General features: G+C 56.0%; 25 protein-coding genes. 9 read left to right on the top strand and 16 right to left on the bottom strand.

Features of this window, described 5'->3' with window-relative positions; all coding sequences use genetic code 11:
- Positions 1-122 precede the first annotated feature (122 nt).
- From PHA01_RS17905 to PHA01_RS17885, 5 genes are all read right to left on the bottom strand, one after another.
- A complete protein-coding gene (locus PHA01_RS17905; RefSeq protein ID WP_112524861.1) occupies positions 123-437 on the bottom strand; it encodes an HPr family phosphocarrier protein in 315 nt (104 codons plus the stop codon).
- A gap of 24 nt (positions 438-461) precedes the next feature.
- Positions 462-863, bottom strand: coding sequence for a PTS sugar transporter subunit IIA (locus PHA01_RS17900; protein WP_112524863.1), 402 nt, complete (start codon positions 861-863; stop codon positions 462-464).
- Positions 864-1,047: 184 nt separating this feature from the next.
- A complete protein-coding gene (locus tag PHA01_RS17895; protein ID WP_271897738.1) occupies positions 1,048-1,506 on the bottom strand; it encodes an AAA family ATPase in 459 nt (152 codons plus the stop codon).
- On the bottom strand, positions 1,506-3,293 hold the full coding sequence (locus PHA01_RS17890) for a sensor histidine kinase (RefSeq protein WP_271897737.1): 1,788 nt from the start codon (positions 3,291-3,293) through the stop codon (positions 1,506-1,508). The genes PHA01_RS17895 and PHA01_RS17890 overlap by 1 nt, the downstream gene beginning before the upstream one ends.
- A 144-nt stretch (positions 3,294-3,437) precedes the next feature.
- Entirely contained in the window at positions 3,438-4,157 is a 720-nt protein-coding gene (locus tag PHA01_RS17885) for a response regulator transcription factor (protein ID WP_162701788.1), read from the bottom strand.
- 307 nt (positions 4,158-4,464) lie between these two features.
- Between PHA01_RS17885 and PHA01_RS17880 the strand changes: the two genes are divergently transcribed.
- The 4 genes from PHA01_RS17880 (at position 4,465) to PHA01_RS17865 (ending at position 7,888) form a co-directional block, all read left to right on the top strand.
- Positions 4,465-6,078, top strand: a complete 1,614-nt coding sequence (locus PHA01_RS17880) for a phosphoenolpyruvate carboxykinase (protein ID WP_271897736.1) — start codon at positions 4,465-4,467, stop codon at positions 6,076-6,078.
- Positions 6,079-6,193: 115 nt separating this feature from the next.
- Positions 6,194-6,631: an alternative ribosome rescue aminoacyl-tRNA hydrolase ArfB gene (arfB, locus tag PHA01_RS17875; protein WP_271897735.1), complete on the top strand. Its 438-nt coding sequence runs from the start codon at positions 6,194-6,196 to the stop codon at positions 6,629-6,631.
- A 116-nt stretch (positions 6,632-6,747) separates the two neighbouring features.
- Positions 6,748-7,206 (top strand): peptidoglycan-binding protein LysM, encoded by a 459-nt coding sequence (gene lysM / locus PHA01_RS17870; protein ID WP_271897734.1) that lies wholly within the window; start codon positions 6,748-6,750, stop codon positions 7,204-7,206.
- Between the two features lie 67 nt (positions 7,207-7,273).
- Entirely contained in the window at positions 7,274-7,888 is a 615-nt protein-coding gene (locus PHA01_RS17865; protein ID WP_271897824.1) for an alpha-ketoglutarate-dependent dioxygenase AlkB family protein, read from the top strand.
- Here the strand turns inward: PHA01_RS17865 and coaA are convergent.
- The 7 genes from coaA to hisB are packed head-to-tail and all read right to left on the bottom strand — an operon-like array spanning position 7,875 to position 12,488.
- Entirely contained in the window at positions 7,875-8,876 is a 1,002-nt protein-coding gene (gene coaA, locus PHA01_RS17860; RefSeq protein WP_181872395.1) for a type I pantothenate kinase, read from the bottom strand. The two genes, PHA01_RS17865 and coaA, sit on opposite strands and share 14 nt — an antisense overlap.
- 2 nt (positions 8,877-8,878) lie before the next feature.
- Positions 8,879-9,202 (bottom strand): phosphoribosyl-ATP diphosphatase, encoded by a 324-nt coding sequence (locus PHA01_RS17855; RefSeq protein ID WP_271897733.1) that lies wholly within the window; start codon positions 9,200-9,202, stop codon positions 8,879-8,881.
- Between the two features lie 16 nt (positions 9,203-9,218).
- Positions 9,219-10,004: an imidazole glycerol phosphate synthase subunit HisF gene (gene hisF / locus PHA01_RS17850; RefSeq protein ID WP_271897732.1), complete on the bottom strand. Its 786-nt coding sequence runs from the start codon at positions 10,002-10,004 to the stop codon at positions 9,219-9,221.
- Positions 10,001-10,744 carry a 1-(5-phosphoribosyl)-5-[(5-phosphoribosylamino)methylideneamino]imidazole-4-carboxamide isomerase gene (gene hisA / locus PHA01_RS17845; RefSeq protein ID WP_271897731.1) on the bottom strand — a complete coding sequence of 248 codons (744 nt, stop codon included), beginning with the start codon at positions 10,742-10,744 and terminating at the stop codon, positions 10,001-10,003. The genes hisF and hisA overlap by 4 nt, the downstream gene beginning before the upstream one ends.
- Complete coding sequence (gene hisH / locus PHA01_RS17840; RefSeq protein WP_271897730.1) at positions 10,741-11,391, bottom strand: imidazole glycerol phosphate synthase subunit HisH; 651 nt, start codon at positions 11,389-11,391, stop codon at positions 10,741-10,743. Before hisH ends, hisA begins: the two co-directional genes overlap by 4 nt.
- Before the next feature lie 2 nt (positions 11,392-11,393).
- Positions 11,394-11,876: a DUF2628 domain-containing protein gene (locus PHA01_RS17835; protein ID WP_271897729.1), complete on the bottom strand. Its 483-nt coding sequence runs from the start codon at positions 11,874-11,876 to the stop codon at positions 11,394-11,396.
- Between the two features lie 3 nt (positions 11,877-11,879).
- Positions 11,880-12,488: an imidazoleglycerol-phosphate dehydratase HisB gene (gene hisB, locus PHA01_RS17830; RefSeq protein WP_271897728.1), complete on the bottom strand. Its 609-nt coding sequence runs from the start codon at positions 12,486-12,488 to the stop codon at positions 11,880-11,882.
- Positions 12,489-12,704: 216 nt separating this feature from the next.
- Here hisB and hslV point away from each other — a divergent pair, with 216 nt between their 5' ends.
- The 5 genes from hslV (at position 12,705) to PHA01_RS17805 (ending at position 16,691) form a co-directional block, all read left to right on the top strand.
- Positions 12,705-13,259: an ATP-dependent protease subunit HslV gene (gene hslV, locus PHA01_RS17825; protein ID WP_271897727.1), complete on the top strand. Its 555-nt coding sequence runs from the start codon at positions 12,705-12,707 to the stop codon at positions 13,257-13,259.
- Complete coding sequence (locus PHA01_RS17820; RefSeq protein ID WP_271897726.1) at positions 13,249-13,806, top strand: GNAT family N-acetyltransferase; 558 nt, start codon at positions 13,249-13,251, stop codon at positions 13,804-13,806. The genes hslV and PHA01_RS17820 overlap by 11 nt, the downstream gene beginning before the upstream one ends.
- Entirely contained in the window at positions 13,803-15,110 is a 1,308-nt protein-coding gene (gene hslU, locus PHA01_RS17815; protein ID WP_112524889.1) for an ATP-dependent protease ATPase subunit HslU, read from the top strand. The genes PHA01_RS17820 and hslU overlap by 4 nt, the downstream gene beginning before the upstream one ends.
- A 106-nt stretch (positions 15,111-15,216) precedes the next feature.
- A complete protein-coding gene (locus PHA01_RS17810) occupies positions 15,217-15,636 on the top strand; it encodes a lysozyme inhibitor LprI family protein (protein ID WP_271897725.1) in 420 nt (139 codons plus the stop codon).
- Positions 15,637-15,722: 86 nt separating this feature from the next.
- Positions 15,723-16,691 (top strand): DUF1402 family protein, encoded by a 969-nt coding sequence (locus PHA01_RS17805; protein ID WP_271897823.1) that lies wholly within the window; start codon positions 15,723-15,725, stop codon positions 16,689-16,691.
- Here PHA01_RS17805 and PHA01_RS17800 read toward each other — a convergent pair.
- The 4 genes from PHA01_RS17800 to PHA01_RS17785 are packed head-to-tail and all read right to left on the bottom strand — an operon-like array spanning position 16,688 to position 19,405.
- Positions 16,688-17,059, bottom strand: a complete 372-nt coding sequence (locus tag PHA01_RS17800) for a helix-turn-helix domain-containing protein (protein ID WP_271897724.1) — start codon at positions 17,057-17,059, stop codon at positions 16,688-16,690. The genes PHA01_RS17805 and PHA01_RS17800 overlap by 4 nt on opposite strands.
- The gene (locus tag PHA01_RS17795; RefSeq protein WP_271897723.1) at positions 17,056-17,610 is read right to left on the bottom strand and encodes a Smr/MutS family protein; all 555 of its coding nucleotides are present in this window, start codon (positions 17,608-17,610) and stop codon (positions 17,056-17,058) included. The genes PHA01_RS17800 and PHA01_RS17795 overlap by 4 nt, the downstream gene beginning before the upstream one ends.
- On the bottom strand, positions 17,607-18,707 hold the full coding sequence (gene mltA, locus PHA01_RS17790; RefSeq protein WP_271897722.1) for a murein transglycosylase A: 1,101 nt from the start codon (positions 18,705-18,707) through the stop codon (positions 17,607-17,609). The genes PHA01_RS17795 and mltA overlap by 4 nt, the downstream gene beginning before the upstream one ends.
- A gap of 2 nt (positions 18,708-18,709) precedes the next feature.
- Positions 18,710-19,405 carry a Tim44/TimA family putative adaptor protein gene (locus tag PHA01_RS17785; RefSeq protein WP_112525212.1) on the bottom strand — a complete coding sequence of 232 codons (696 nt, stop codon included), beginning with the start codon at positions 19,403-19,405 and terminating at the stop codon, positions 18,710-18,712.
- Positions 19,406-19,432: the final 27 nt, after the last annotated feature.

Raw genomic sequence — 19,432 nt, 5'->3', positions numbered from 1 at the left:
CCGCGCACTATCTGATCGGGCGACCGGAGATGACGTTGACTAGCAGATTAGACCCCGCCGCACAATGGGATATAAAGAAATCCTTATGCGTGCATATGATTCGACAATGGGAGTTGCATCAATCAGGCTTCTTCGCCGAACTTGTCGGCAATGAGCGTGCCCAGCGCCTTCATCAGTTCGCGCGCCTGTACACCGGAGGCGCTGACCTTGATGCAGCAGCCAGGAGACGCAGCAAGCATCATCAGACCCATGATCGAAGTGCCACCGACGGTCATTCCATCCTTTTCGACGCGGACATGCACGTCGTAGCCATCGACGAGTTGGACGAACTTGGCAGACGCGCGTGCGTGTAGACCACGCCGGTTGACGATCTCGAATTCCTCGACAAGTGCGTTATCCGGGTCAAACGTACCGGTTGTTTCGGCAGTCAGGCGCATCTATTTCCTCTTTGAGCATAAGCCCTATTTGGCTGTCAGCACCTGACTGGCCACATTGATATACTTCCGTCCGGCATCCTGACCTTCGCGTAATGCAGCTGCCATGTCGTTGGTGACGCGCACACTGGATAGCTTGATGAGCATTGGCAAATTAACCCCGGCAATGACTTCGATCCGTCCCGATTCCATCACCGAGATGGCCAGGTTTGAAGGCGTACCACCAAACATATCTGTCAGGATAATAACGCCCGAACCGTTGTCGGCACGGGCAACAGCATCGACAATGTCACGCCGCCGCTGCTCCATATCGTCATCCGCACCGATCGAGACGGTTTCCAAATATTCCTGCTGGCCGACCACATGCTCCACGGCATGATGAAATTCTTCAGCCAGTCTTCCGTGCGTCACAAGCACGAGTCCGATCATTCTGAAACTGCTCCTGTCGCGCCAGCCCCTTGGGTTTGGGCTTTTTACTGCGCATTGAATGCCCCGTTTGGCAGGTGTCGCATTTTGGCAGGACGAATCGTGAAGGCAAGCGGAAAAATGGCCTAAGCAAGACAGTCAGTCATTTTATCGCAGTGCAGCATTGCAACCATTTGAATCAGTTAGCCTATTTCTTCCAAAACGCCTGGAAAAGCCTTGCCTCCACGGCCCGGCAAGCGGCTTCCACCTCCCGTTCAGGGAGAATTAGATGTGGGATGGCGACGCCTTCGAGCACGATCCTGGCGTCACTCGCAAATCGAATGGCTTGCTCGGGCTTGGCAAGTTCAACGGCAAGATGGACCACCCCGTAAGTCTCAAAATCAAGCGTATGCAAGCCTGAGCCACGTACCTCCAGCCCGCCCCGCAACGAGGCAGGCGCCGCGCAAATCAAGCGGCCGGACATGGCTTGCAAAAGACACTGATCATCGCAAATCAGAGCGGCAAATGCGCCTCTGCCAGCCGCTCGACGCATCAGTTCATTGGCAATCGATGATTTTCCCGATCCTGAGGGGCCCGAAATCAGGATGCCGCGATCTCCGACGAGGACCGCAGTCGCGTGCACATGCCCGTCCGGCTCGACAACCATCACACCTCGACTGGAATAATGGCGATGAACTTCGCACCGAGATAATTGCCGGGGTCTTTAGGGTCGATGATGTTCTCGGCATTCAACGTGCCACCGTGGGCCTCGATTATCTGACGGCTGATGGATAATCCCAGCCCCGAGTTCTGGCCGAAGGCCTCTCCGGACGGCCGATCCGTATAAAACCGTTCGAAAATCCGGTCGATCTGTTCTACCCGGATACCTGGCCCGTTGTCCTCGACGGTAATTCTGATGCGGTCACCCATATGCTCCAGCGTCACCGTGATAACGCCGTCCTCGACGGGAACGAACGACCGCGCATTTTCGATCAGATTGGAGACGACCTGGCCGAGCCGCAGATCATGGCCGGCGACAAAGAAACCCTTCCTGTTGTTCGGCAACTTACCGACTACCAATTCGATACGGGTGTCCTTCTTGTTTCGCCGGACCTCGCGCGCGGCCGTCACGAGGTTGCCCAACAGATATTTGAGATCGACGTGCTCGGAATCCTCGCGAGCCAATTCAGCGTCCAGTCGCGAGGCGTCAGAGATATCGGTGATCAGGCGATCGAGGCGGCGCACATCATGTTGTATCACATCCATGAGCCGTTTCTTCGACTCTTCGTTTCTGGCAAGCGGCAACGTCTCTACGGCGCTTCGCAACGAAGTTAGTGGATTTTTGAGTTCGTGACTCACGTCGGCGGCAAAACTCTCAATCGATTCGATGCGGGCATAAAGAGCGTTGGTCATGTCGCGGATCGATGTCGAAAGGTGGCCGATTTCGTCTTGCCGCTCGGAAAAATCCGGTATTTCCTCGCGATTCTTCACCCCGTGCCGGACGCGATCGGCAGCGGCAGCGAGACGCCGAAGCGGATTGGCAATTGTCGACGCTAAGAAGAGCGACAAAATAGCCATGACCAGCGCGGCAACCGTAAATACGCGGATGATCGCATAACGTTCGCCTTGAACGATCTTGTCGATGTCACCGCCTTCGGTGGAAAGAAGCAGCACGCCGAGCACGGCACGAAACCGCTGGATCGGCACTGCGACCGAGACGATCTGCTCTCCTTTTTCGGTCATACGAACAACGGTTGCCGGCGAACCGGTCAGCGCCTTCATGATTTCGGGATAAGAGGATCCATTGCCACCAGGCTGTTCCTGATAAACCGGTAGGTCGCTACGGCGCAAAAGCCGTGTCATCCGATTCGTCAGGCGTTCGAAAAAACTCGGCTCCTCGCCATCGATCGGCGGAAGTTCATACCGCAAAACCTGGCCGCGCGAATAAAGATGGCGGGAATCCAGCAGGAGATTGGAATCCCGGTCATAGATGCGAGCACGCGTACGCGTGGGTGAAATGAGCCTGCGCAGAACTGGCGCCACGCGCTCCGGATTGATGGGGAAATCGAGATTGTCCAGAACGTCGGGTGACGGCGTAATGCTCTGACCAGCCTGCAATTCCAGCAACTTCTCAGGATCGATGGCAATGGAATTCGTATCGACCGTTGCCGATGACGCTATGGCACCAGCGATGATCTCGCCCTGCGTCATCAGGCTCTCAACGCGAGCATCGATCAATCCGTCGCGGAACTGATTGAGGTACATGATGCCGGACAGAAGCACAGCAAGACCGGCCAGATTGAGAAAAAGAATGCGCCTGGTCAGGCTTGAGAACAGATAGTTGCCAAAGACGCGGTTCAGCGGACGAAAAAAACGGCGCAAAGCCAGCGAACGCTTGCGGCGCATAACGGCGCTTTTGCGCGTGATATTGCCGCCTTGCAGTTCGGCTACCATCTTTGCCTCAGAACATCATGATTCGGTTGGCTCATCGCATTCATGCAGCGACGAGACAACCTTGTTTTACAGCGGATCACGTAGCTTTGAAAGCGCAGGTACGTTTTCGCACTGAAGTCCCCTTGAGAGGAACCAGTCTGGTGATCAGGTTTCGCGGAAGCGATAGCCAACGCCGTAAAGCGTCTCGATCATGTCGAAATCATCGTCGACGACCTTGAACTTCTTGCGCAGGCGCTTGATGTGACTGTCGATGGTGCGATCGTCCACATAAACCTGCTCGTCATAGGCTGCATCCATCAACGCATCACGGCTTTTGACGACGCCTGGGCGCTGGGCCAGCGAGTGAAGGATCAGAAATTCGGTCACGGTCAACGTCACCGGTTCACCCATCCACGTGCAAGTGTGACGCTCTTGGTCCATGACAAGCTGGCCGCGCTCAAGCGATTTCGTCTGGGGGCTGCCGGGCTTTGCTGCGCTTTCCCTCGCCGCGACACGGCGCAGGACCGCCTTTACCCGCTCGACAAGGAGGCGCTGCGAAAACGGCTTGGTGATGAAGTCATCGGCACCCATCTTGAGCCCGAACAATTCGTCAATTTCATCGTCTTTGGAGGTCAGGAAAATGACCGGCAAGTCGGACTTCTGTCGCAGACGACGCAGAAGTTCCATCCCATCCATGCGCGGCATCTTGATGTCGAAAATGGCGAGATTCGGCGGACGGGCCATCAAACCATCGAGTGCAGAGGCACCGTCTGTATAGGTTTCGACACGATAGCCCTCCGATTCAAGCGCGATCGATACGGATGTCAGAATGTTGCGATCGTCGTCGACGAGCGCAATAGTCTGCATTGCGGGTACTTCCCTCATGCCCTGCCTTTCATGTCATCAAAACAACTGTGCTTGTGCCGGACAAATTAGGTACAAAATGTGGCACAGATCGCTAGTCGTGTCATCCCTGCAGGATTCACCTGCTTTTACGCTTACGGAAGGATGGCCAAAATTTCCGTTATCTAAAACGATTTAAAAAAATTTAAATTCTTTAAATCGATTAAACATTTGATACTATTCAGTATTTCTGCTTTTGAGCATGGGTAGCCGCATTCATGCTGGAAGATGCAGGAAGCAGCACGTGTTAACTTGACCCCTCAACGCATTCTTAAACAATGGCGGACACATGACTAGAGAGACCGGTATTCACAACGCGACGATCGCGCTCGGCACCTCAGGCTTGAAGGATGTTTCGGCGGTCTATTATAATTTGGGAGCCGCGGAACTCTACGAGGAGACCTTGCGCAGAGGCGAAGCGGAGCTGACGGCGCAAGGTGCGCTTGTTGCTCGTACCGGCCAACATACCGGGCGCTCGCCAAAGGACAAATTCGTCGTGCGCGACACGTCAACCGACGCTCACGTCTGGTGGGACAATAACGCGCCAATGTCACCTGAGGCATTTGAGCTGCTCTATGCAGATTTTATTGAGCAGGCAAAGGGCAAGGAACTGTTTGTCCAGGATCTCATCGGCGGCGCCGATGAAGAGTACAGACTCAACACGCGCGTCGTCACTGAATTTGCCTGGCATTCACTGTTCATCCGCAATTTGCTGATCCGCCCGGATCGTGCCGCCCTGCCTGATTTCGTGCCGCAGATGACGATCATCGACCTTCCGTCCTTCCGCGCCGATCCCGCAAGGCATGGCACGCGCTCGGAAACGGTAATCGCTGTCGATCTCAATCGCATGATCGTGCTGATTGGAGGCTCGGCCTATGCCGGTGAGATGAAAAAGTCCGTCTTCACGGCGCTCAACTATATTCTCCCCGCCAAGGGCGTCATGCCGATGCATTGTTCGGCCAATGAGGGCCCGGACGGCGATACTGCCGTCTTTTTCGGTCTATCGGGTACGGGCAAGACCACGCTCTCCGCTGATCCTAGCCGTACACTGATCGGCGATGATGAGCATGGCTGGGGCCAGCACGGTGTTTTCAATTTCGAAGGCGGTTGCTACGCCAAGACCATTCGCCTTTCCGCTGAGGCGGAACCCGAAATCTACGCGACGACCCAGCGTTTCGGCACTGTGCTTGAAAATGTCGTTCTCGATGAAAACCGGGAGCCGGATTTCAACGATGGTTCACTGACGGAAAATACGCGCTGCGCATATCCTCTCGACTTCATCCCGAATGCATCGAAGACGGGCAAGGCAAGCCATCCGAAGAACATCATCATGTTGACCGCGGATGCTTTCGGCGTCATGCCGCCCATCGCCAAACTTACGCCGGCACAGGCGATGTATCACTTCCTCTCCGGCTACACCGCAAAAGTCGCCGGTACGGAGCGCGGTGTGACCGAACCCGAGGCAACGTTCTCGACGTGTTTCGGTTCGCCTTTCATGCCGCGTCATCCGTCGGAATATGGCAATCTGCTGCGGCAGCTAATCGCCGATCACAACGTTGATTGCTGGCTGGTAAACACAGGCTGGACCGGTGGTGCTCATGGCATAGGCAAGCGCATGCCCATCAAGGTAACGCGGGCGCTACTTGCAGCGGCGCTCGACGGTTCGCTAAAGAACGCGCAGTTCCGGACGGACCCGAATTTCGGTTTCGCAGTCCCTGTTGCGGTGCCAGGGGTAGATGATGCGATCCTCGATCCCCGCTCGACCTGGGCGGATAAGCCTGGCTATGATGCCCAGGCAACAAAGCTGGTTGATATGTTTATTCGCAACTTTGGCAAGTTCGAGGGCCACGTTGACGGTGACGTCAGGGCGGCAGCTCCGCATACGCCGGTCGCTGCGGAATAATCGCCTCATTTTTTCAACTCAAACCCCCGCTGGTGTCCAGCGGAGGTTTTCTTGCATTTTTTGCGGCACTGAGTGGCGCTTTCCGCGAATCGAAGATTAGGCTACCAATCTTCCTATGGAAGAGAGCCGCAGCCGGATCAGAATAAGCAATAGAATCTGGATCGACGAGGACGATCTGGAGGAAAGCTTCATTCGCTCTGCCGGCCCCGGCGGACAAAATGTCAACAAAGTCTCGACGGCTGTACAACTGCGATTCTTGGCGGCACGTGCAGGTTTACCAGACGATGTTTTTTCGCGCCTCATCAAACTTGCGGGCCAAAGAGCGACCAAAGACGGCGATGTGCTTATCGAGGCCAACCGTTTTCGCACGCAGGAGCGCAACAGGCAGGACGCTCGCGAGCGCATGATTGCACTGATTGCGAAGGCCGCAGAGCCGCCACCGCCACCGCGCAAGAAAACCAGGCCAACGAAGGGATCGATCGAGCGCCGTCTCAAGGAGAAATCAGGACGCGCCGATGTCAAAAAGATGCGCGGCAAGGTGAAGGGAGATTAGAGTCAGGACCTGTTAATAGAAACGAATATTAACCGCAGGTATTAATCTTGGCTTTTCAACTGCTTCACGTAATGCCACAACACTATTTCGGTTTGAACAATCAACAGGAGCCAGACATGGGACTATTTGATTTCGTTAAATCCGTAGGCAAGAAAATCGGCATCGGCGACGACGAGCCAAGTGCCGATGCGCTGAAGAAAGAGCTCGATTCCCACAAGCTTGGTACCGAGAATGTCCAGGTGGTGGTTGAAGGCGACAAAGCAGTTCTGAAGGGCAATGTCACCAATCAGGAAATCCTCGAAAAGGCGATTATCGCCGTTGGAAATTCACTTGGCATCTCCAAGGTCGAGACCGAAGGGTTGAAGGTCGATGAAGTCACCACCGGCTCCGTCGCCAAGGAACCGGTGTTCTACACCGTAAAGAAGGGCGACAATTTGTGGAAGATCGCCGAGTCGCAGTATGGCAAGGGCAAGGGCGCGAAGAATACTCTCATCTTCGAGGCCAACAAGCCGATGCTTACTCACCCCGACAAGATTTATCCAGGTCAGGTGCTGAGGATTCCCGAACTCGGCTGACCTGCACTTGCCAAAGGCCCGGCTCCCTATTGCGGCCGGGCCTTTGATTTAGATAGTTGGATAGATGATGCTTTTGCTGGCGCCCGGCATTCGCTACTTCCCTGAACATTTTGATCCGGCCGAACAGGCTGCGCTGGTAGAGGACATACGGGCTGTCGTCATTGAAGCACCGCTTTACGTTCCTGCCATGCCGAAAACCGGCAAGGAAATGAGCGTCCGCATGACGAATTGCGGTGTGCTCGGGTGGGTTACGGACAAGGAAGGCGGCTATCGTTATCAGGCAGTCCACCCTGAGACGCGAAAACCTTGGCCTTCTATCCCGCAGCGTTTGCTCGAACTCTGGCGGGAAGTCGGCGATTTCCCGCTTCTTCCGGAGGCTTGCCTCGTCAATTTCTATTCCGACACAGCGAAAATGGGCTTGCATCAGGATCGCGATGAGCAAAATCTGAACGCGCCGGTTGTTTCAGTCTCGCTCGGAGATGCGTGCCTGTTCCGCTTTGGCGGCACGAACCGCAATGACAAGACGCAGTCGATTAAGCTATCCAGCGGCGACGTAATCGTGCTTGGCGGGGAAGGCCGTATGGCGTTTCACGGCGTCGATCGCATTTATCCCGGCACTTCGACGCTGTTGAAAAGTACGGGCCGCATAAACCTGACGCTGAGAAGGGTCACAGCTTCCTGAGCGCTACTTCCTCGACCAGATGATTGTCGCCCTTGCGTAGAATGAGATCAGCGCGCGGCCGTGTGGGCAGAATATTCTCCCGCAGATTCTTCAGATTGATGTTTGCCCAAAGGCTTTCGCCGATGGCCAGCGCGGAATCATCCGAAATCGTCGAATAGCGATGGAAGAACGAGCTCGGATCCTTGAACGCTGTCTCCCGCAAGCGCATGAAGCGGCTGATGTACCATTTGTGTATCTGCTCTTCATCGGCGTCGATATAGATCGAAAAGTCGAAGAAATCCGACACGAATGGCACCATTTTGCCGTCTTCGGGCAGATCACGGACCTGAAGCACATTGATCCCTTCGAAAATCAGGATGTCCGGGGCATCGACGGTCTGATAGCGACCCGGCAGCACATCATAGGTCAGGTGCGAATAAAGCGGCGCGTTGACGTTGCGCTGGCCGGCCTTGATCTGCGAGAGGAACCGCAACACCATGCCGACATCGTAGCTCTCGGGAAAACCTTTGCGCTCCATCAAACCTTTGGCTCGAAGGACCTCGTTCGGATAAAGAAAGCCGTCCGTGGTAACCAGATCGACCTTAGGGCTCGATGGCCAACGGGCGAGCAGTTCTTTCAGAACGCGCGCAGTGGTAGATTTGCCAACGGCTACCGAGCCCGCAATACCGATAATGAACGGTGTCTTGAAGGCGTCTCCGGTATTGAGGAATTGGCGGCGCTGATAGAATAACAGTTGGCTCGCCTCGACATGCGCCGACAACAGCCGCGACAGCGATAGGTAAATTCTGCTCACCTCATCGAGATCGATCGGATCGCCGAGAGAGCGCAGCCGCTTGACCTCATCATAGGTTAGCGTCAATGGCGTATCGGCGCGAAACTCAGCCCATCTCTCGGCACTGTAAAACCGATAAGGTGAAAACTCGCTGGGTGCCAACTGATCCACGACATCCTCTCCCGTCTGCCGTTCAAGAGCCGGAGCTTTAAACATGATCAGTCATGTCCTCGCGCCGCTTTTTCTTCAAGTCCGGTCTGCGCCGTTCTCCGCTCCAACTCTTCCAGCACTTCTCCGAGTTTTATGCCGGATATCCCGAGAACGACGACAAGATGATAGAGCAAATCTGCACTTTCCGAAATAACACCCTGCCTGTCCCTGGAGACGGCGGCAATGACTGTTTCAATCGCTTCCTCTCCCAGCTTCTGGCTGGCCTTGCCAATACCCTTGGCATAAAGGCTGGCCGTATAGGATTTAGTGTCAGCGGTGGCTGCGCGCTCTGCGATAATGCGCTCGAGATCAGCAAGGGTGAATGAACTCATAAGATTAGATCTCCAGTCAGCCGACAGGGTCTAGGCGCATCGGGATACCCGCCGCTGCCATATAGGCTTTCGCTTGCGCGATCGTATAGGTGCCAAAGTGAAAAATGGAAGCGGCCAGCACTGCCGAAGCGTGGCCTTCGAGAATGCCTTCAACCATGTGGTCGAGATTGCCGACACCGCCGGAAGCGATAACCGGGACACGAACCGCATCGGCAATCGCCCGCGTGACGGGAATGTCGTAGCCGATCTTCGAGCCATCCCGATCCATCGAGGTCAGCAGAATTTCGCCCGCACCAAGATCAACGACCGTCCGTGCAAACGCGACGGCATCGATGCCTGTCGCCCGCCTTCCACCATGGGTAAAGATTTCCCAGCGATCGGCCTCGTCCTCGCGGGATACCTTCTTGGCATCGATGGCGACGACGATGCATTGATTGCCGAACTTGTCGGCGGCCTCGGCAATAAAGTCAGGATTGTCCACGGCAGCGGTGTTAATCGATACCTTGTCGGCACCCGCCAGCAAGAGCTTGCGGATGTCGCCAACCGTGCGCACGCCCCCGCCGACTGTCAGCGGCATGAAGCATTGCTCGGCGGTACGAGCTACTACATCGAAGATTGTCTCGCGATTGTCGGAAGAAGCCGTGATGTCGAGAAAGCAGAGTTCATCTGCCCCCGCAGCGTCGTAGGCCTTCGCCGCCTCGACTGGGTCACCGGCATCGATGAGATCGACGAAGTTTACGCCTTTGACGACGCGTCCATCCTTGACGTCGAGGCAGGGTATGACGCGGGCTTTAAGGGTCATGCAGCGCGCTCCCTTGCATCGCGAAGCACCTTTAATGCTTCCGCGGGATCGATACGCCCGTCATAGAGCGCGCGGCCAGAAATCGCGCCTTCGAGCTTTTGTGCGTCGGGCATGGTCATGCGAACGACATCGGCGATGGACGCAAGGCCGCCGGAAGCGATGACCGGGATCGAGATAGCTTCGGCAAGTTGCAGTGTCGATTCCCAATTGATGCCCGTAAGCACGCCGTCACGGTCGATATCCGTGTAGATGATCGCTGCGACACCGGCGCCCTCGAACCTCTTCGCCAGCTCGACCACACCCAATGTAGACGCCTCGGCCCAGCCTTCAACGGCAACCTTGCCACCTTTGGCATCGATGCCGACGGCGACCTTGCTTGGAAAACGTTTGCAGGCCTCGATCACCAACGCCGGATCGCGCACGGCAACGGTGCCGAGAATGACCCGCGACAGGCCTTTCGTCAGCCAACTTTCGATATGATCGAGTGTGCGGATGCCACCGCCAAGCTGTACAGGATTTTTCGTCGCCTTCAGGATCGCTTCGACAGCAGCGCCGTTGATCGATTGGCCGGCAAAAGCGCCGTTAAGATCAACCACATGCAGCCACTCAAACCCTTGATCTTCAAAGGCTTTGGCCTGAGCAGCGGGGTCAGTGTTGTAGACGGTCGCCTGATCCATGTCGCCAAGCTTCAGCCGCACGCACTGGCCGTCTTTCAAATCGATTGCCGGGAAAAGGATCACGGATTCCACCTTAAGAAATTGGCGATGAGAGCGAGGCCCAGCGCCTGACTCTTTTCTGGATGAAACTGTGTCCCCGCCATGTTGTCATTGGCTACGGCAGCGGTAACCGGCCCGCCGTAGTCGGTGACGGCGACGACATCATTTTCCATCTCGGCATCGAGAAAGTAGGAATGGACAAAATAGGCATGAAGACCTTGCGGCCCGGTCTTAATTCCGTCGAACAATGGATGCGGACGGGTAAGCCGGATCGTGTTCCAGCCGATCTGCGGAATTTTCAACGCCGGGTCTGATGGCACCATCTCGCGAACGTCGCCCTTGATCCAGTCAAAACCGGTCGAAATGGTCTTTTCCAGCCCGCGCGACGACATAAGCTGCATGCCCACGCAAATCCCGAGAAACGGCCGCGCTTTTTCCACGGCTACTTCATGGATGGCCTCGACCATGCCGTTGACCGCATGGAGCCCACGGCGGCAATCGGCATAGGCGCCAACGCCAGGGAGGACGATGCGATCGGCCGTACGGACCCGGTCAGCGTCGGCTGTCAGGTCGATGCACGCATCGACGCCACTTTCCCGCGCGGCGCGCTCGAATGCCTTTGTTGCCGAGCGGAGATTGCCCGACCCATAATCGATGATGGCGACGCGCATGCTCAGTTTTCTCCGCGGTGGCTGACGAGACCGACCATGCCGCTGAGCACCGGCTTGTGACTGACTTGCAGAGAAGGTACCGGGGCGACGCTGACAGATACTTCAGGCAATGAAACGAAGTTTTCGCCAAGGAACCAGGCCGTTTCGGCATCGTCCGCATTGCGCGCATCGACAACACCGAGCTCGCTGAAGCCGCGACGTTCGAGGGCCGTGATGCGCCAGTTATTACCTTCAAAGCCGACGAGGAGCGAAAGTAGCGCCGTGATAAACCCGGCCATGTCTTCGTGGCCAGTATAGGTGCCCACTCCAGAAATCACGACCATCGATCCAAAAACGACTGCAGCTTCAAACCATAGCCGCTGCACCAGCAGCCAGGGAACAGTCAGGATAAAGGCAAGCAAGGCAAAGCCGTCCCTGACGAAGACGGTTTTGTCATCGTCACGCTGGCCGTCCAGCTCAGGTGCCAACACAATGAAACTGGCCATGTTTCAGCCTTTCAAAGTACCCTTGGTGGATGGAATGGCATCCTTCTGCCGTGGATCGGTTTCCATGGCGTGCCGTAAAGTGCGGGCGACCGCCTTGAAGCAGGTCTCGGCGATATGGTGATTGTTGGCGCCATAAAGGTTCGAGACATGCAATGTTATTCCGGCATTCTGCGCCAGCGCCTGGAAGAACTCCCGGACAAGTTCCGTATCGAAAGTGCCGATTTTTGCCGCGGAGAACTCAACTTGCCATACGAGAAACGGGCGGCCCGAGATATCGAGGGCAGCGCGAGTCAGCGTTTCATCCATGGCGAGATCCAGCGAGGCGTAACGGGTGATGCCGCGGCGATCACCCAGCGCCTTGGCAATAGCCTGGCCGATGGCGATACCCGTATCTTCAACGGTGTGGTGATCATCGATATGCAGGTCACCCCTGGCCTTGACGTCCATGTCTATCAGGGAGTGACGGGAGAGCTGCTCCAGCATATGGTCGAAGAAGCCGACTCCAGTAGAAATATCGAATGCCCCGGTGCCATCCAGATTGACCGATACGGCAATGCTGGTTTCCTTGGTGCTTCGCTCGATCTTCGCGGTGCGTGTGTTGACGCTTGTCATTACTGTTTCCCGCCACAGGAGTTCTGTAGAAAGCCGTTCCAAATGAGGCCTTCTAAAACACGAATGGCGAATCTCCAAATGCTTTGATGGCGCAGACCGAGGTCCTGACCTGAGCAGCATTTGCAATTCTGCGAGCGCGTCATACATAAATGGAACAGAAGGGGTTCGATCTGCTGCCATTTGGGGCATAATCGAATTTGCTTGAAGGAGAATCGAATGCAAGAACACAATCCCTCAACCATCTATGGAACCACGATTGTCACTGTCCGCAAGGATGGCAAGGTCGTCATTGCCGGCGACGGGCAGGTCAGCCTTGGCAATACGGTCATGAAAGGCAACGCGCGCAAGGTACGCCGACTTGGCAAAGGCAATGTCATCGCCGGATTCGCCGGTGCCACCGCCGATGCATTCACCCTGCTTGAGCGGCTGGAAAGCAAGCTCGAGCAATATCCGGATCAATTGACGCGCGCCTGTGTCGAACTCGCCAAGGACTGGCGCACCGATCGCTATCTGCGCCGGCTTGAGGCCATGATGCTTGTCGCCGACAAATCGGTCACGCTTGCGCTGACCGGCACTGGCGACGTGCTTGAACCCGAACACGGCGTCATGGCCATCGGCTCCGGCGGCAATTATGCGCTTGCCGCTGCACGCGCTCTTGCCGATACGGATTTGAGCGCCGAAGAGATCGCCCGCCGTGCCATGCAGATCGCCGCCGACATTTGCATCTATACGAATTCGAGCGTCACACTTGAGAGCCTCGATGCCGAATGAGCCAACCTTCCGGTACCGCTTCATTCCGGTGGAACCCCGCCATTTGAACATGATTTCGGAATGGCTGGCGGAGCCGCATGTGGCGAAATGGTGGAATGAAGATGCCGACGTAGAGATGGCATCGATCGCGGAACACATGGACAGCGTGTCCGTGGAGCCGTTCATCATCATGCTCGGCGATGAAGCGATTGGCTATCTGCAGACCTACGATCCACACCTGGAGGATGATCACCCTTACCAGGATCAACCGACCGGGACGCTCGGGCTCGACCAGTTCATCGGCGAACCGGATCTGATCGGTCAGGGCCACGGTCCGCATCTGCTTGATGAGTTCGTGTCGCTGCTCTTCGAAGAAGGCGTGCCTCGCGTCATCGTCGATCCTGACCCCGCCAACAGCCAGGCAATCAAGGCATACGAAAAGGCGGGCTTCGTCGCTTTCGATACCCGGACATCCATTTACGGTCCAGCCCTCATGATGGCACGAGACAACCCTGACCTCGTGTTTGAACAATCGCCCGACGACGGGCAGGAAACGAGATTACAATGACAACATTTTCCCCTCGCGAGATCGTCTCCGAACTCGACCGCTATATTATTGGCCAGAACGACGCCAAACGTGCCGTCGCTATCGCCCTGCGTAACCGCTGGCGCCGTCAGCAGCTGGAAGGCCAGATGCGCGAAGAGGTGATGCCGAAGAATATTCTGATGATTGGACCAACCGGCGTCGGCAAGACGGAAATATCCCGCCGCCTCGCCAAGCTTGCCGGTGCACCCTTCATCAAGGTGGAAGCAACCAAATTTACCGAGGTTGGCTATGTCGGCCGCGATGTCGAACAAATCATTCGCGATCTCGTCGAAGTCGCCATCGGTCTCGTGCGCGAAAAGAAGCGCGAGGATGTGAAGGCCAAGGCGCATGTCAATGCAGAAGAACGCGTTCTCGATGCATTGGTGGGCAAGACCGCAAGCCCGGCAACACGCGACAGCTTTCGCAAGAAACTGCGCGACGGTCTGATCGACGACAAGGAGATTGAGGTCGAGGTTGCGGACACCGGTTCAGGCATGCCGAATTTCGAACTGCCGGGCATGCCCGGCGCAAACATCGGCGTGCTCAACCTCAGCGACATGCTGGGCAAAGCGATGGGCGGTCGCACAAAGACGGTGAAGACGACGGTCAAGGAGTCGTACGGTGTCCTGATCAATGACGAATCCGACAAGCTCCTCGATCAAGATCAGATCACCCAGGAAGCCTTGCGGTCTGCCGAGGATGACGGCATCGTATTCCTCGACGAGATCGATAAGATTGCCGCACGCGATGGCGGCATGGGTGCCGGTGTTTCACGCGAAGGCGTGCAACGGGACTTGCTGCCATTGGTGGAAGGGACGACCGTTGCCACCAAGTACGGTCCGATCAAGACAGACCATATCCTGTTTATCGCATCTGGTGCGTTCCATGTTTCGAAGCCCTCTGACCTACTGCCGGAGCTGCAGGGCCGTCTGCCGATCCGGGTGGAGCTTAGCGCTCTGACCCGCGATGACATGCGCCGCATTCTGACCGAGCCGGAAGCCAGTCTGCTCAAGCAATATATCGCGTTGATGGCGACCGAAGAGGTCACGCTCAATATCACCGATGACGCCATCGACGCTTTGGCCGATATCGCAGTCGATCTGAACTCGACTGTCGAGAACATCGGTGCACGTCGTCTGCAAACGGTCATGGAGCGGGTGCTCGATGACATTTCGTTCAACGCACCTGACAAATCGGGCGCCGAACACACGATAGACGCCAAATATGTACGGGAGACTGTCGGAGACCTCGCCAAGAATGCGGATCTCTCTCGGTTCATACTGTAGAGCATCAGCCGTTGAGGCCGGGGATTAACCAGTACAGAGTCCAGGCACTGACAATTGCCTGGATTTCTCGTTTAATGGGTCGAATCGCACCAATCGGAGTACTCCCATGCGCCTTTTGCCCATCTTCCTTCTACTGACTGTGGTGATTGTTCATTCCGGAGCAACGGGCGCCAGTGCAGCTGAGCCTTGCGATACCGCCAGCAGTAGTCAGGCGGACCTCAACGAATGCTACGGCAAGGCTTACAAGAAGTCCGATGACGAATTGAACGGGCTTTACAAGCAGATCACGACGCGTTTGAAGGACGATGCGGCAACGACGAAGCTGCTCGTAACAGCGCAGAAAGCCTGGGTTGCGTTTCGTGATGCCGAGTGCAACTTCTCAACGTCCGCGAGTGCCCAAGGCAGCGTCTATCCCATGATTCAATCCATTTGCCTCGACGGCCTCACGAGCAAACGGATCGATGATTTCAAGTCCTATCTCAAATGTGAGGAAGGTGACCTAAGCTGTCCCGTACCGGCACACTAACGATCTGACCCCAATAGTAGAGGTTTTTCTGGCTTTCGAGGGTGCAAGGCGCTATTCGGAGCGTCCAATCAATTTCTGGACCGATGATGAACCGCCACCTGATCCTTTTCGCGACAAGCTGTCTTTCGCTGTTGCTGGTCACTTTGCAACCGGCCGAGGCTGTGACCGTTGTTCCCGAAGGCAACCGCAACGCGACCCAGCCGGGTGTTCCAGCCGCATCCGCCAAGCGGACGCGCGAGTTGAACACCACTTATGAGGCAAAATATCAGAAAATCTACAACCTGCTGAAAACCGACTCCAAACTGCGATCGAAGATCGCTAGCGTTGCGCGCACTTATGGTATTGATCCGGTTCATATCGTTGGCGCACTTGTTGGCGAGCATACCTATAATGTCGATGCCTATGACCGGCTCCAGACCTATTACGTCAAGGCTATTTCCTACGTACAGCAAGGGCTGAGTTTCGATTACCAGGGCGAAACAATTGGCGACTTCGTCAGACGTCCGCAATTTTCTTCTTGTGTACAATTCAAAGATAGTTTGCGCCTTTGGACATGTCGCGAAAATGTCTGGGAAGCGGATTTCCGTGGCAAATCTGTTGGCGGCAAGCGTTTCCCCAACAATCGCTTCAGTGCCGTATTCTTCCAACCATTCTACGCAGGGCAAAGTTTTGGCCTTGGGCAACTGAGCCCCTTGATTGCGCTGCAGATGACCGACATGGTCAACCGCTATTCAGGCCTGCCAAGGCTTGATGCCGACCACGCTGCAGATGTTTACAAGACCATTATGGATCCGGATCTGACGCTGCCCTACATGGCGGCAACGTTAAAACACTCGATCGATGTCTACCGCCGCGTTGCCGACTTCGACATTTCCAAAAATCCGGGTATTACGGCGACACTTTACAATACGGGTGGCGCCGACAGCCGAGCACGGGCGCTAGCCGAGTCTAATGCAGCGCGCATGGCCAATGGCGAACAGCCGCAGCTGCCGGAAGAAAATTATTATGGCTGGCTGGTCAACGACAAAATCAACCAGCTGAGGGCACTTTTCTAGCGTTTTCGCTTTTCCGGCACTGCTTCCATTGTCCGGATCAAGAGACGGGCCGTTTTTTCGTCGATATCGCCGATCTTTGTGGCAAGAACGTTGGCAAGTTCCGTTGCGGCGGGTGAAAGCCCCCCGGTGTCGATGACGATGCGCGGGTCCGAGATCATCGCCAGCCGCTGCAGTTCCTCGGCCTCGTCCCAGATAATATTGAAATACTGGATAATGCGCTGCAGCTTGTCCCATGTTGGCTGACCGCGCCGACCGTGTTCGAGAGCTGACAGGTAGGCAGCCGATACTCCGATCGACTTGGCCATATCCTTTTGCGAGATGCCGCGTTCCGAGCGCAGATCGCGCAATTTTGCACCAAAAGGCGTCACAGTGCCTCCAGCTGACGGCGCATACGAACATAGATCGCACCTGTGCCGCCATGATTGCGAGCAGCATCTTCATAGCCATTGACCAGGATGCGAAACGACGGCGTCATGAACCACATGGGAACCGCTTGACGTAGCACGCCATCGCTGCCCATGGATGAGCCCTTTCCGGTGATGACAAGAACATGCCGAAGCTTGCGCAGATGGGCGCGTTGCAGGAACCCGAGAAGCAAGCCATAGGCCTCGCTTTGGGTCAGGCCGTGCAGATCGATCCTCGCTTCTATGACAACCCGACCCTTGGCGATCTTCTTGTGTGTTGGCCGATCGATTGGATGAAGGCGATGTGCCGGCGCCGGCTTCGCCTCCGCCACTGCGGCGAGCGGCCTCGGATTTTCCGGTGCAGATGGATGCATCGAAACCGGCTCTTTCTTTTCATCGATCAGAAAAATGGGCTTCTCCTTGCCCTTGAGCGGGCGGGTAGTCTTGGCCACCGTTTCCCAGAGGATCCGGTCCTCCAAAGTGGCGAATTCGTCCTTTGCTGACTTCTTCTTCATCGGTCTGCTGCCAGAAGGACACGGGGAACCAGCGCATAGAAATCCGCCTTATGGCGGATACCCCCAGCGATTTCGCCCGCCACATCGCCAGAACCGGCAAAGAGATCGCCACGTGCCGAACCGACGATGGCCGAGCCTGTGTCCTGCGCGATCATCAGCCTCGCAAAGCGTTCCCCACCAAAAGCCTTTAAATCCGGTGCATGAATATAGAACGGCGTGCCAAATGTGTGCAGGAGCCGGTCGACTGCAAGCGACCGGCCGCCCGTCAGGGGGACTTTCGCAGCAGCGATTGGCCCCATCGTTGCATCGTCAACGTCGGCTTCGCGAAAGAAGATGTAAGAGCGGTTGTTCCACATCAGTGCCTGAGCTTTGTCCGGGTGATCGGCAAGCCAGCTACGGATGGATTGCATAGACATTCTTTCCGGCGCGACTTCACCGCTTTCGAGCAGGATCTTGCCAATGCCGGTGAACCGATGTCCGGTCTTTGCCGCATAGGTGATGCGGTGCAAGCGACCGTCGGTCATCTTTAACCGTGCAGCGCCCTGCACGTGGATGAAAAAAGCATCGATCTGGCTTTCCACATAAGCGATCTCCAGTCCTCGTCCCTCGAGCGCCCCGCTTTCGATGGCTGGCCGGTCGAAATATTCGACGAGCCCCGCCGGAGTTTGCCACGCAAAGGCAAAATAAGGATCAAAGCCCTCAGGCCGGTTGTTGTCGTCGATATCGACCAAATCCGCGGGACGGCGCAGGAATGGAACGGTAAACCTCGCTGTGCGAACCGGCGAGGCAACCACTTCCGGTTCGTAGAAGCCGGTCACAAAACCATTGACTGCTTCGGTATTGTCTATGAGCGCCGGGCGGAACCATTTCTCGAAGAAGATCCTTGCTTCGCCGTCGGATTCGACGATTGTTTCACGTGAATCAGCAAAGATCGGTGCAAGGGCTTCGAAACTGATCCCGAGCGATCCGGATTTGTAGGGCTTTTCCTGGACCCGTTCTGCCGACCGAACGAAAGCGCGAAACGCTTCGAGGTGCTGGTCATCCCGCCAACCGGGGCAGTCAGCGAAATCCACCGGTTTGAAGAGGGATGACAACATGTTTAGTCTTCGGCTTCAGTCGCGACCAGCTTCCAGTTCGGGTCTTTCGACCGCGTATCGCGCGCAAAGGTCCAGACATCCTTGACCTCTGCAACCGCTTCCTTGTCACCATCGATCACGACGCCATCCTTGTCGAGCGTTGCCGAAATAAGTTCGCTGGTGATGCGCACCGTAACATGGGACTCAGTGCCCTTCATTTCCGCGCCGATGATTTCCGCCTTGTTGATCCCGACGAATGATGACTGCACTTTCTCGCCCCGCGCTTCGCGATCGGTAATGGCAGAAACAAAACCATCGAAGACTTCGCGCGACAGAAGCGTCTTCAGCGTCTTGCGGTCACCATCGGCAAACGACATGACGATCATCTCATAGGCCATTTTCGAACCTTCGAGGAACTTCGCAGGCTCGAATGCAGGATCTGCGTCCTGGATGGCGCGCAGGCCGTCATTCAATGGCGTACCCGGCTTGGAAATGGCATCGATCTTTTCGAAGCTGTTTTCCTTCACGTCGCCGCGTCGTGGCAACGAAACGACATTGTCGCCAGACTTGGCCTTGTCATCGGCATCGGCGGTACGTGTATAGGGGTTGAATGGCGGGCGTTCACTGCCAGTGCGGCGACCAAGGACCTTGCGCAGCTGCAGGAAAATCACCACTGCTGCCACGAAAAAGAAAATCGTTCCGAAGTCCAGATATTCCATGTCGCCTGCCATTCGTCCTAATGTTCG

The sequence above is a fragment of the Candidatus Phyllobacterium onerii genome (assembly GCF_028331445.1).
GTDB lineage: Bacteria > Pseudomonadota > Alphaproteobacteria > Rhizobiales > Rhizobiaceae > Phyllobacterium > Phyllobacterium onerii.
The sequence above is the reverse complement of the archived record's forward strand: the minus strand, read 5'-3'. Positions and strand labels throughout refer to the sequence as shown.

What these genes read in the sequence shown, in the direction of transcription:
- PHA01_RS17905 (WP_112524861.1), bottom strand. Translation starts at nt 437, where the DNA reads ATGCGCCTGACTGCCGAAACAACCGGTACGTTTGACCCGGATAACGCA.
- PHA01_RS17900 (WP_112524863.1), bottom strand. Translation starts at nt 863, where the DNA reads ATGATCGGACTCGTGCTTGTGACGCACGGAAGACTGGCTGAAGAATTT.
- PHA01_RS17895 (WP_271897738.1), bottom strand. Translation starts at nt 1,506, where the DNA reads ATGGTTGTCGAGCCGGACGGGCATGTGCACGCGACTGCGGTCCTCGTC.
- PHA01_RS17890 (WP_271897737.1), bottom strand. Translation starts at nt 3,293, where the DNA reads ATGGTAGCCGAACTGCAAGGCGGCAATATCACGCGCAAAAGCGCCGTT.
- PHA01_RS17885 (WP_162701788.1), bottom strand. Translation starts at nt 4,157, where the DNA reads ATGAGGGAAGTACCCGCAATGCAGACTATTGCGCTCGTCGACGACGAT.
- PHA01_RS17880 (WP_271897736.1), top strand. Translation starts at nt 4,465, where the DNA reads ATGACTAGAGAGACCGGTATTCACAACGCGACGATCGCGCTCGGCACC.
- arfB (WP_271897735.1), top strand. Translation starts at nt 6,194, where the DNA reads ATGGAAGAGAGCCGCAGCCGGATCAGAATAAGCAATAGAATCTGGATC.
- lysM (WP_271897734.1), top strand. Translation starts at nt 6,748, where the DNA reads ATGGGACTATTTGATTTCGTTAAATCCGTAGGCAAGAAAATCGGCATC.
- PHA01_RS17865 (WP_271897824.1), top strand. Translation starts at nt 7,274, where the DNA reads ATGCTTTTGCTGGCGCCCGGCATTCGCTACTTCCCTGAACATTTTGAT.
- coaA (WP_181872395.1), bottom strand. Translation starts at nt 8,876, where the DNA reads ATGTTTAAAGCTCCGGCTCTTGAACGGCAGACGGGAGAGGATGTCGTG.
- PHA01_RS17855 (WP_271897733.1), bottom strand. Translation starts at nt 9,202, where the DNA reads ATGAGTTCATTCACCCTTGCTGATCTCGAGCGCATTATCGCAGAGCGC.
- hisF (WP_271897732.1), bottom strand. Translation starts at nt 10,004, where the DNA reads ATGACCCTTAAAGCCCGCGTCATACCCTGCCTCGACGTCAAGGATGGA.
- hisH (WP_271897730.1), bottom strand. Translation starts at nt 11,391, where the DNA reads ATGCGCGTCGCCATCATCGATTATGGGTCGGGCAATCTCCGCTCGGCA.
- PHA01_RS17835 (WP_271897729.1), bottom strand. Translation starts at nt 11,876, where the DNA reads ATGGCCAGTTTCATTGTGTTGGCACCTGAGCTGGACGGCCAGCGTGAC.
- hisB (WP_271897728.1), bottom strand. Translation starts at nt 12,488, where the DNA reads ATGACAAGCGTCAACACACGCACCGCGAAGATCGAGCGAAGCACCAAG.
- hslV (WP_271897727.1), top strand. Translation starts at nt 12,705, where the DNA reads ATGCAAGAACACAATCCCTCAACCATCTATGGAACCACGATTGTCACT.
- PHA01_RS17820 (WP_271897726.1), top strand. Translation starts at nt 13,249, where the DNA reads ATGCCGAATGAGCCAACCTTCCGGTACCGCTTCATTCCGGTGGAACCC.
- hslU (WP_112524889.1), top strand. Translation starts at nt 13,803, where the DNA reads ATGACAACATTTTCCCCTCGCGAGATCGTCTCCGAACTCGACCGCTAT.
- PHA01_RS17810 (WP_271897725.1), top strand. Translation starts at nt 15,217, where the DNA reads ATGCGCCTTTTGCCCATCTTCCTTCTACTGACTGTGGTGATTGTTCAT.
- PHA01_RS17805 (WP_271897823.1), top strand. Translation starts at nt 15,723, where the DNA reads ATGAACCGCCACCTGATCCTTTTCGCGACAAGCTGTCTTTCGCTGTTG.
- PHA01_RS17795 (WP_271897723.1), bottom strand. Translation starts at nt 17,610, where the DNA reads ATGAAGAAGAAGTCAGCAAAGGACGAATTCGCCACTTTGGAGGACCGG.
- mltA (WP_271897722.1), bottom strand. Translation starts at nt 18,707, where the DNA reads ATGTTGTCATCCCTCTTCAAACCGGTGGATTTCGCTGACTGCCCCGGT.
- PHA01_RS17785 (WP_112525212.1), bottom strand. Translation starts at nt 19,405, where the DNA reads ATGGAATATCTGGACTTCGGAACGATTTTCTTTTTCGTGGCAGCAGTG.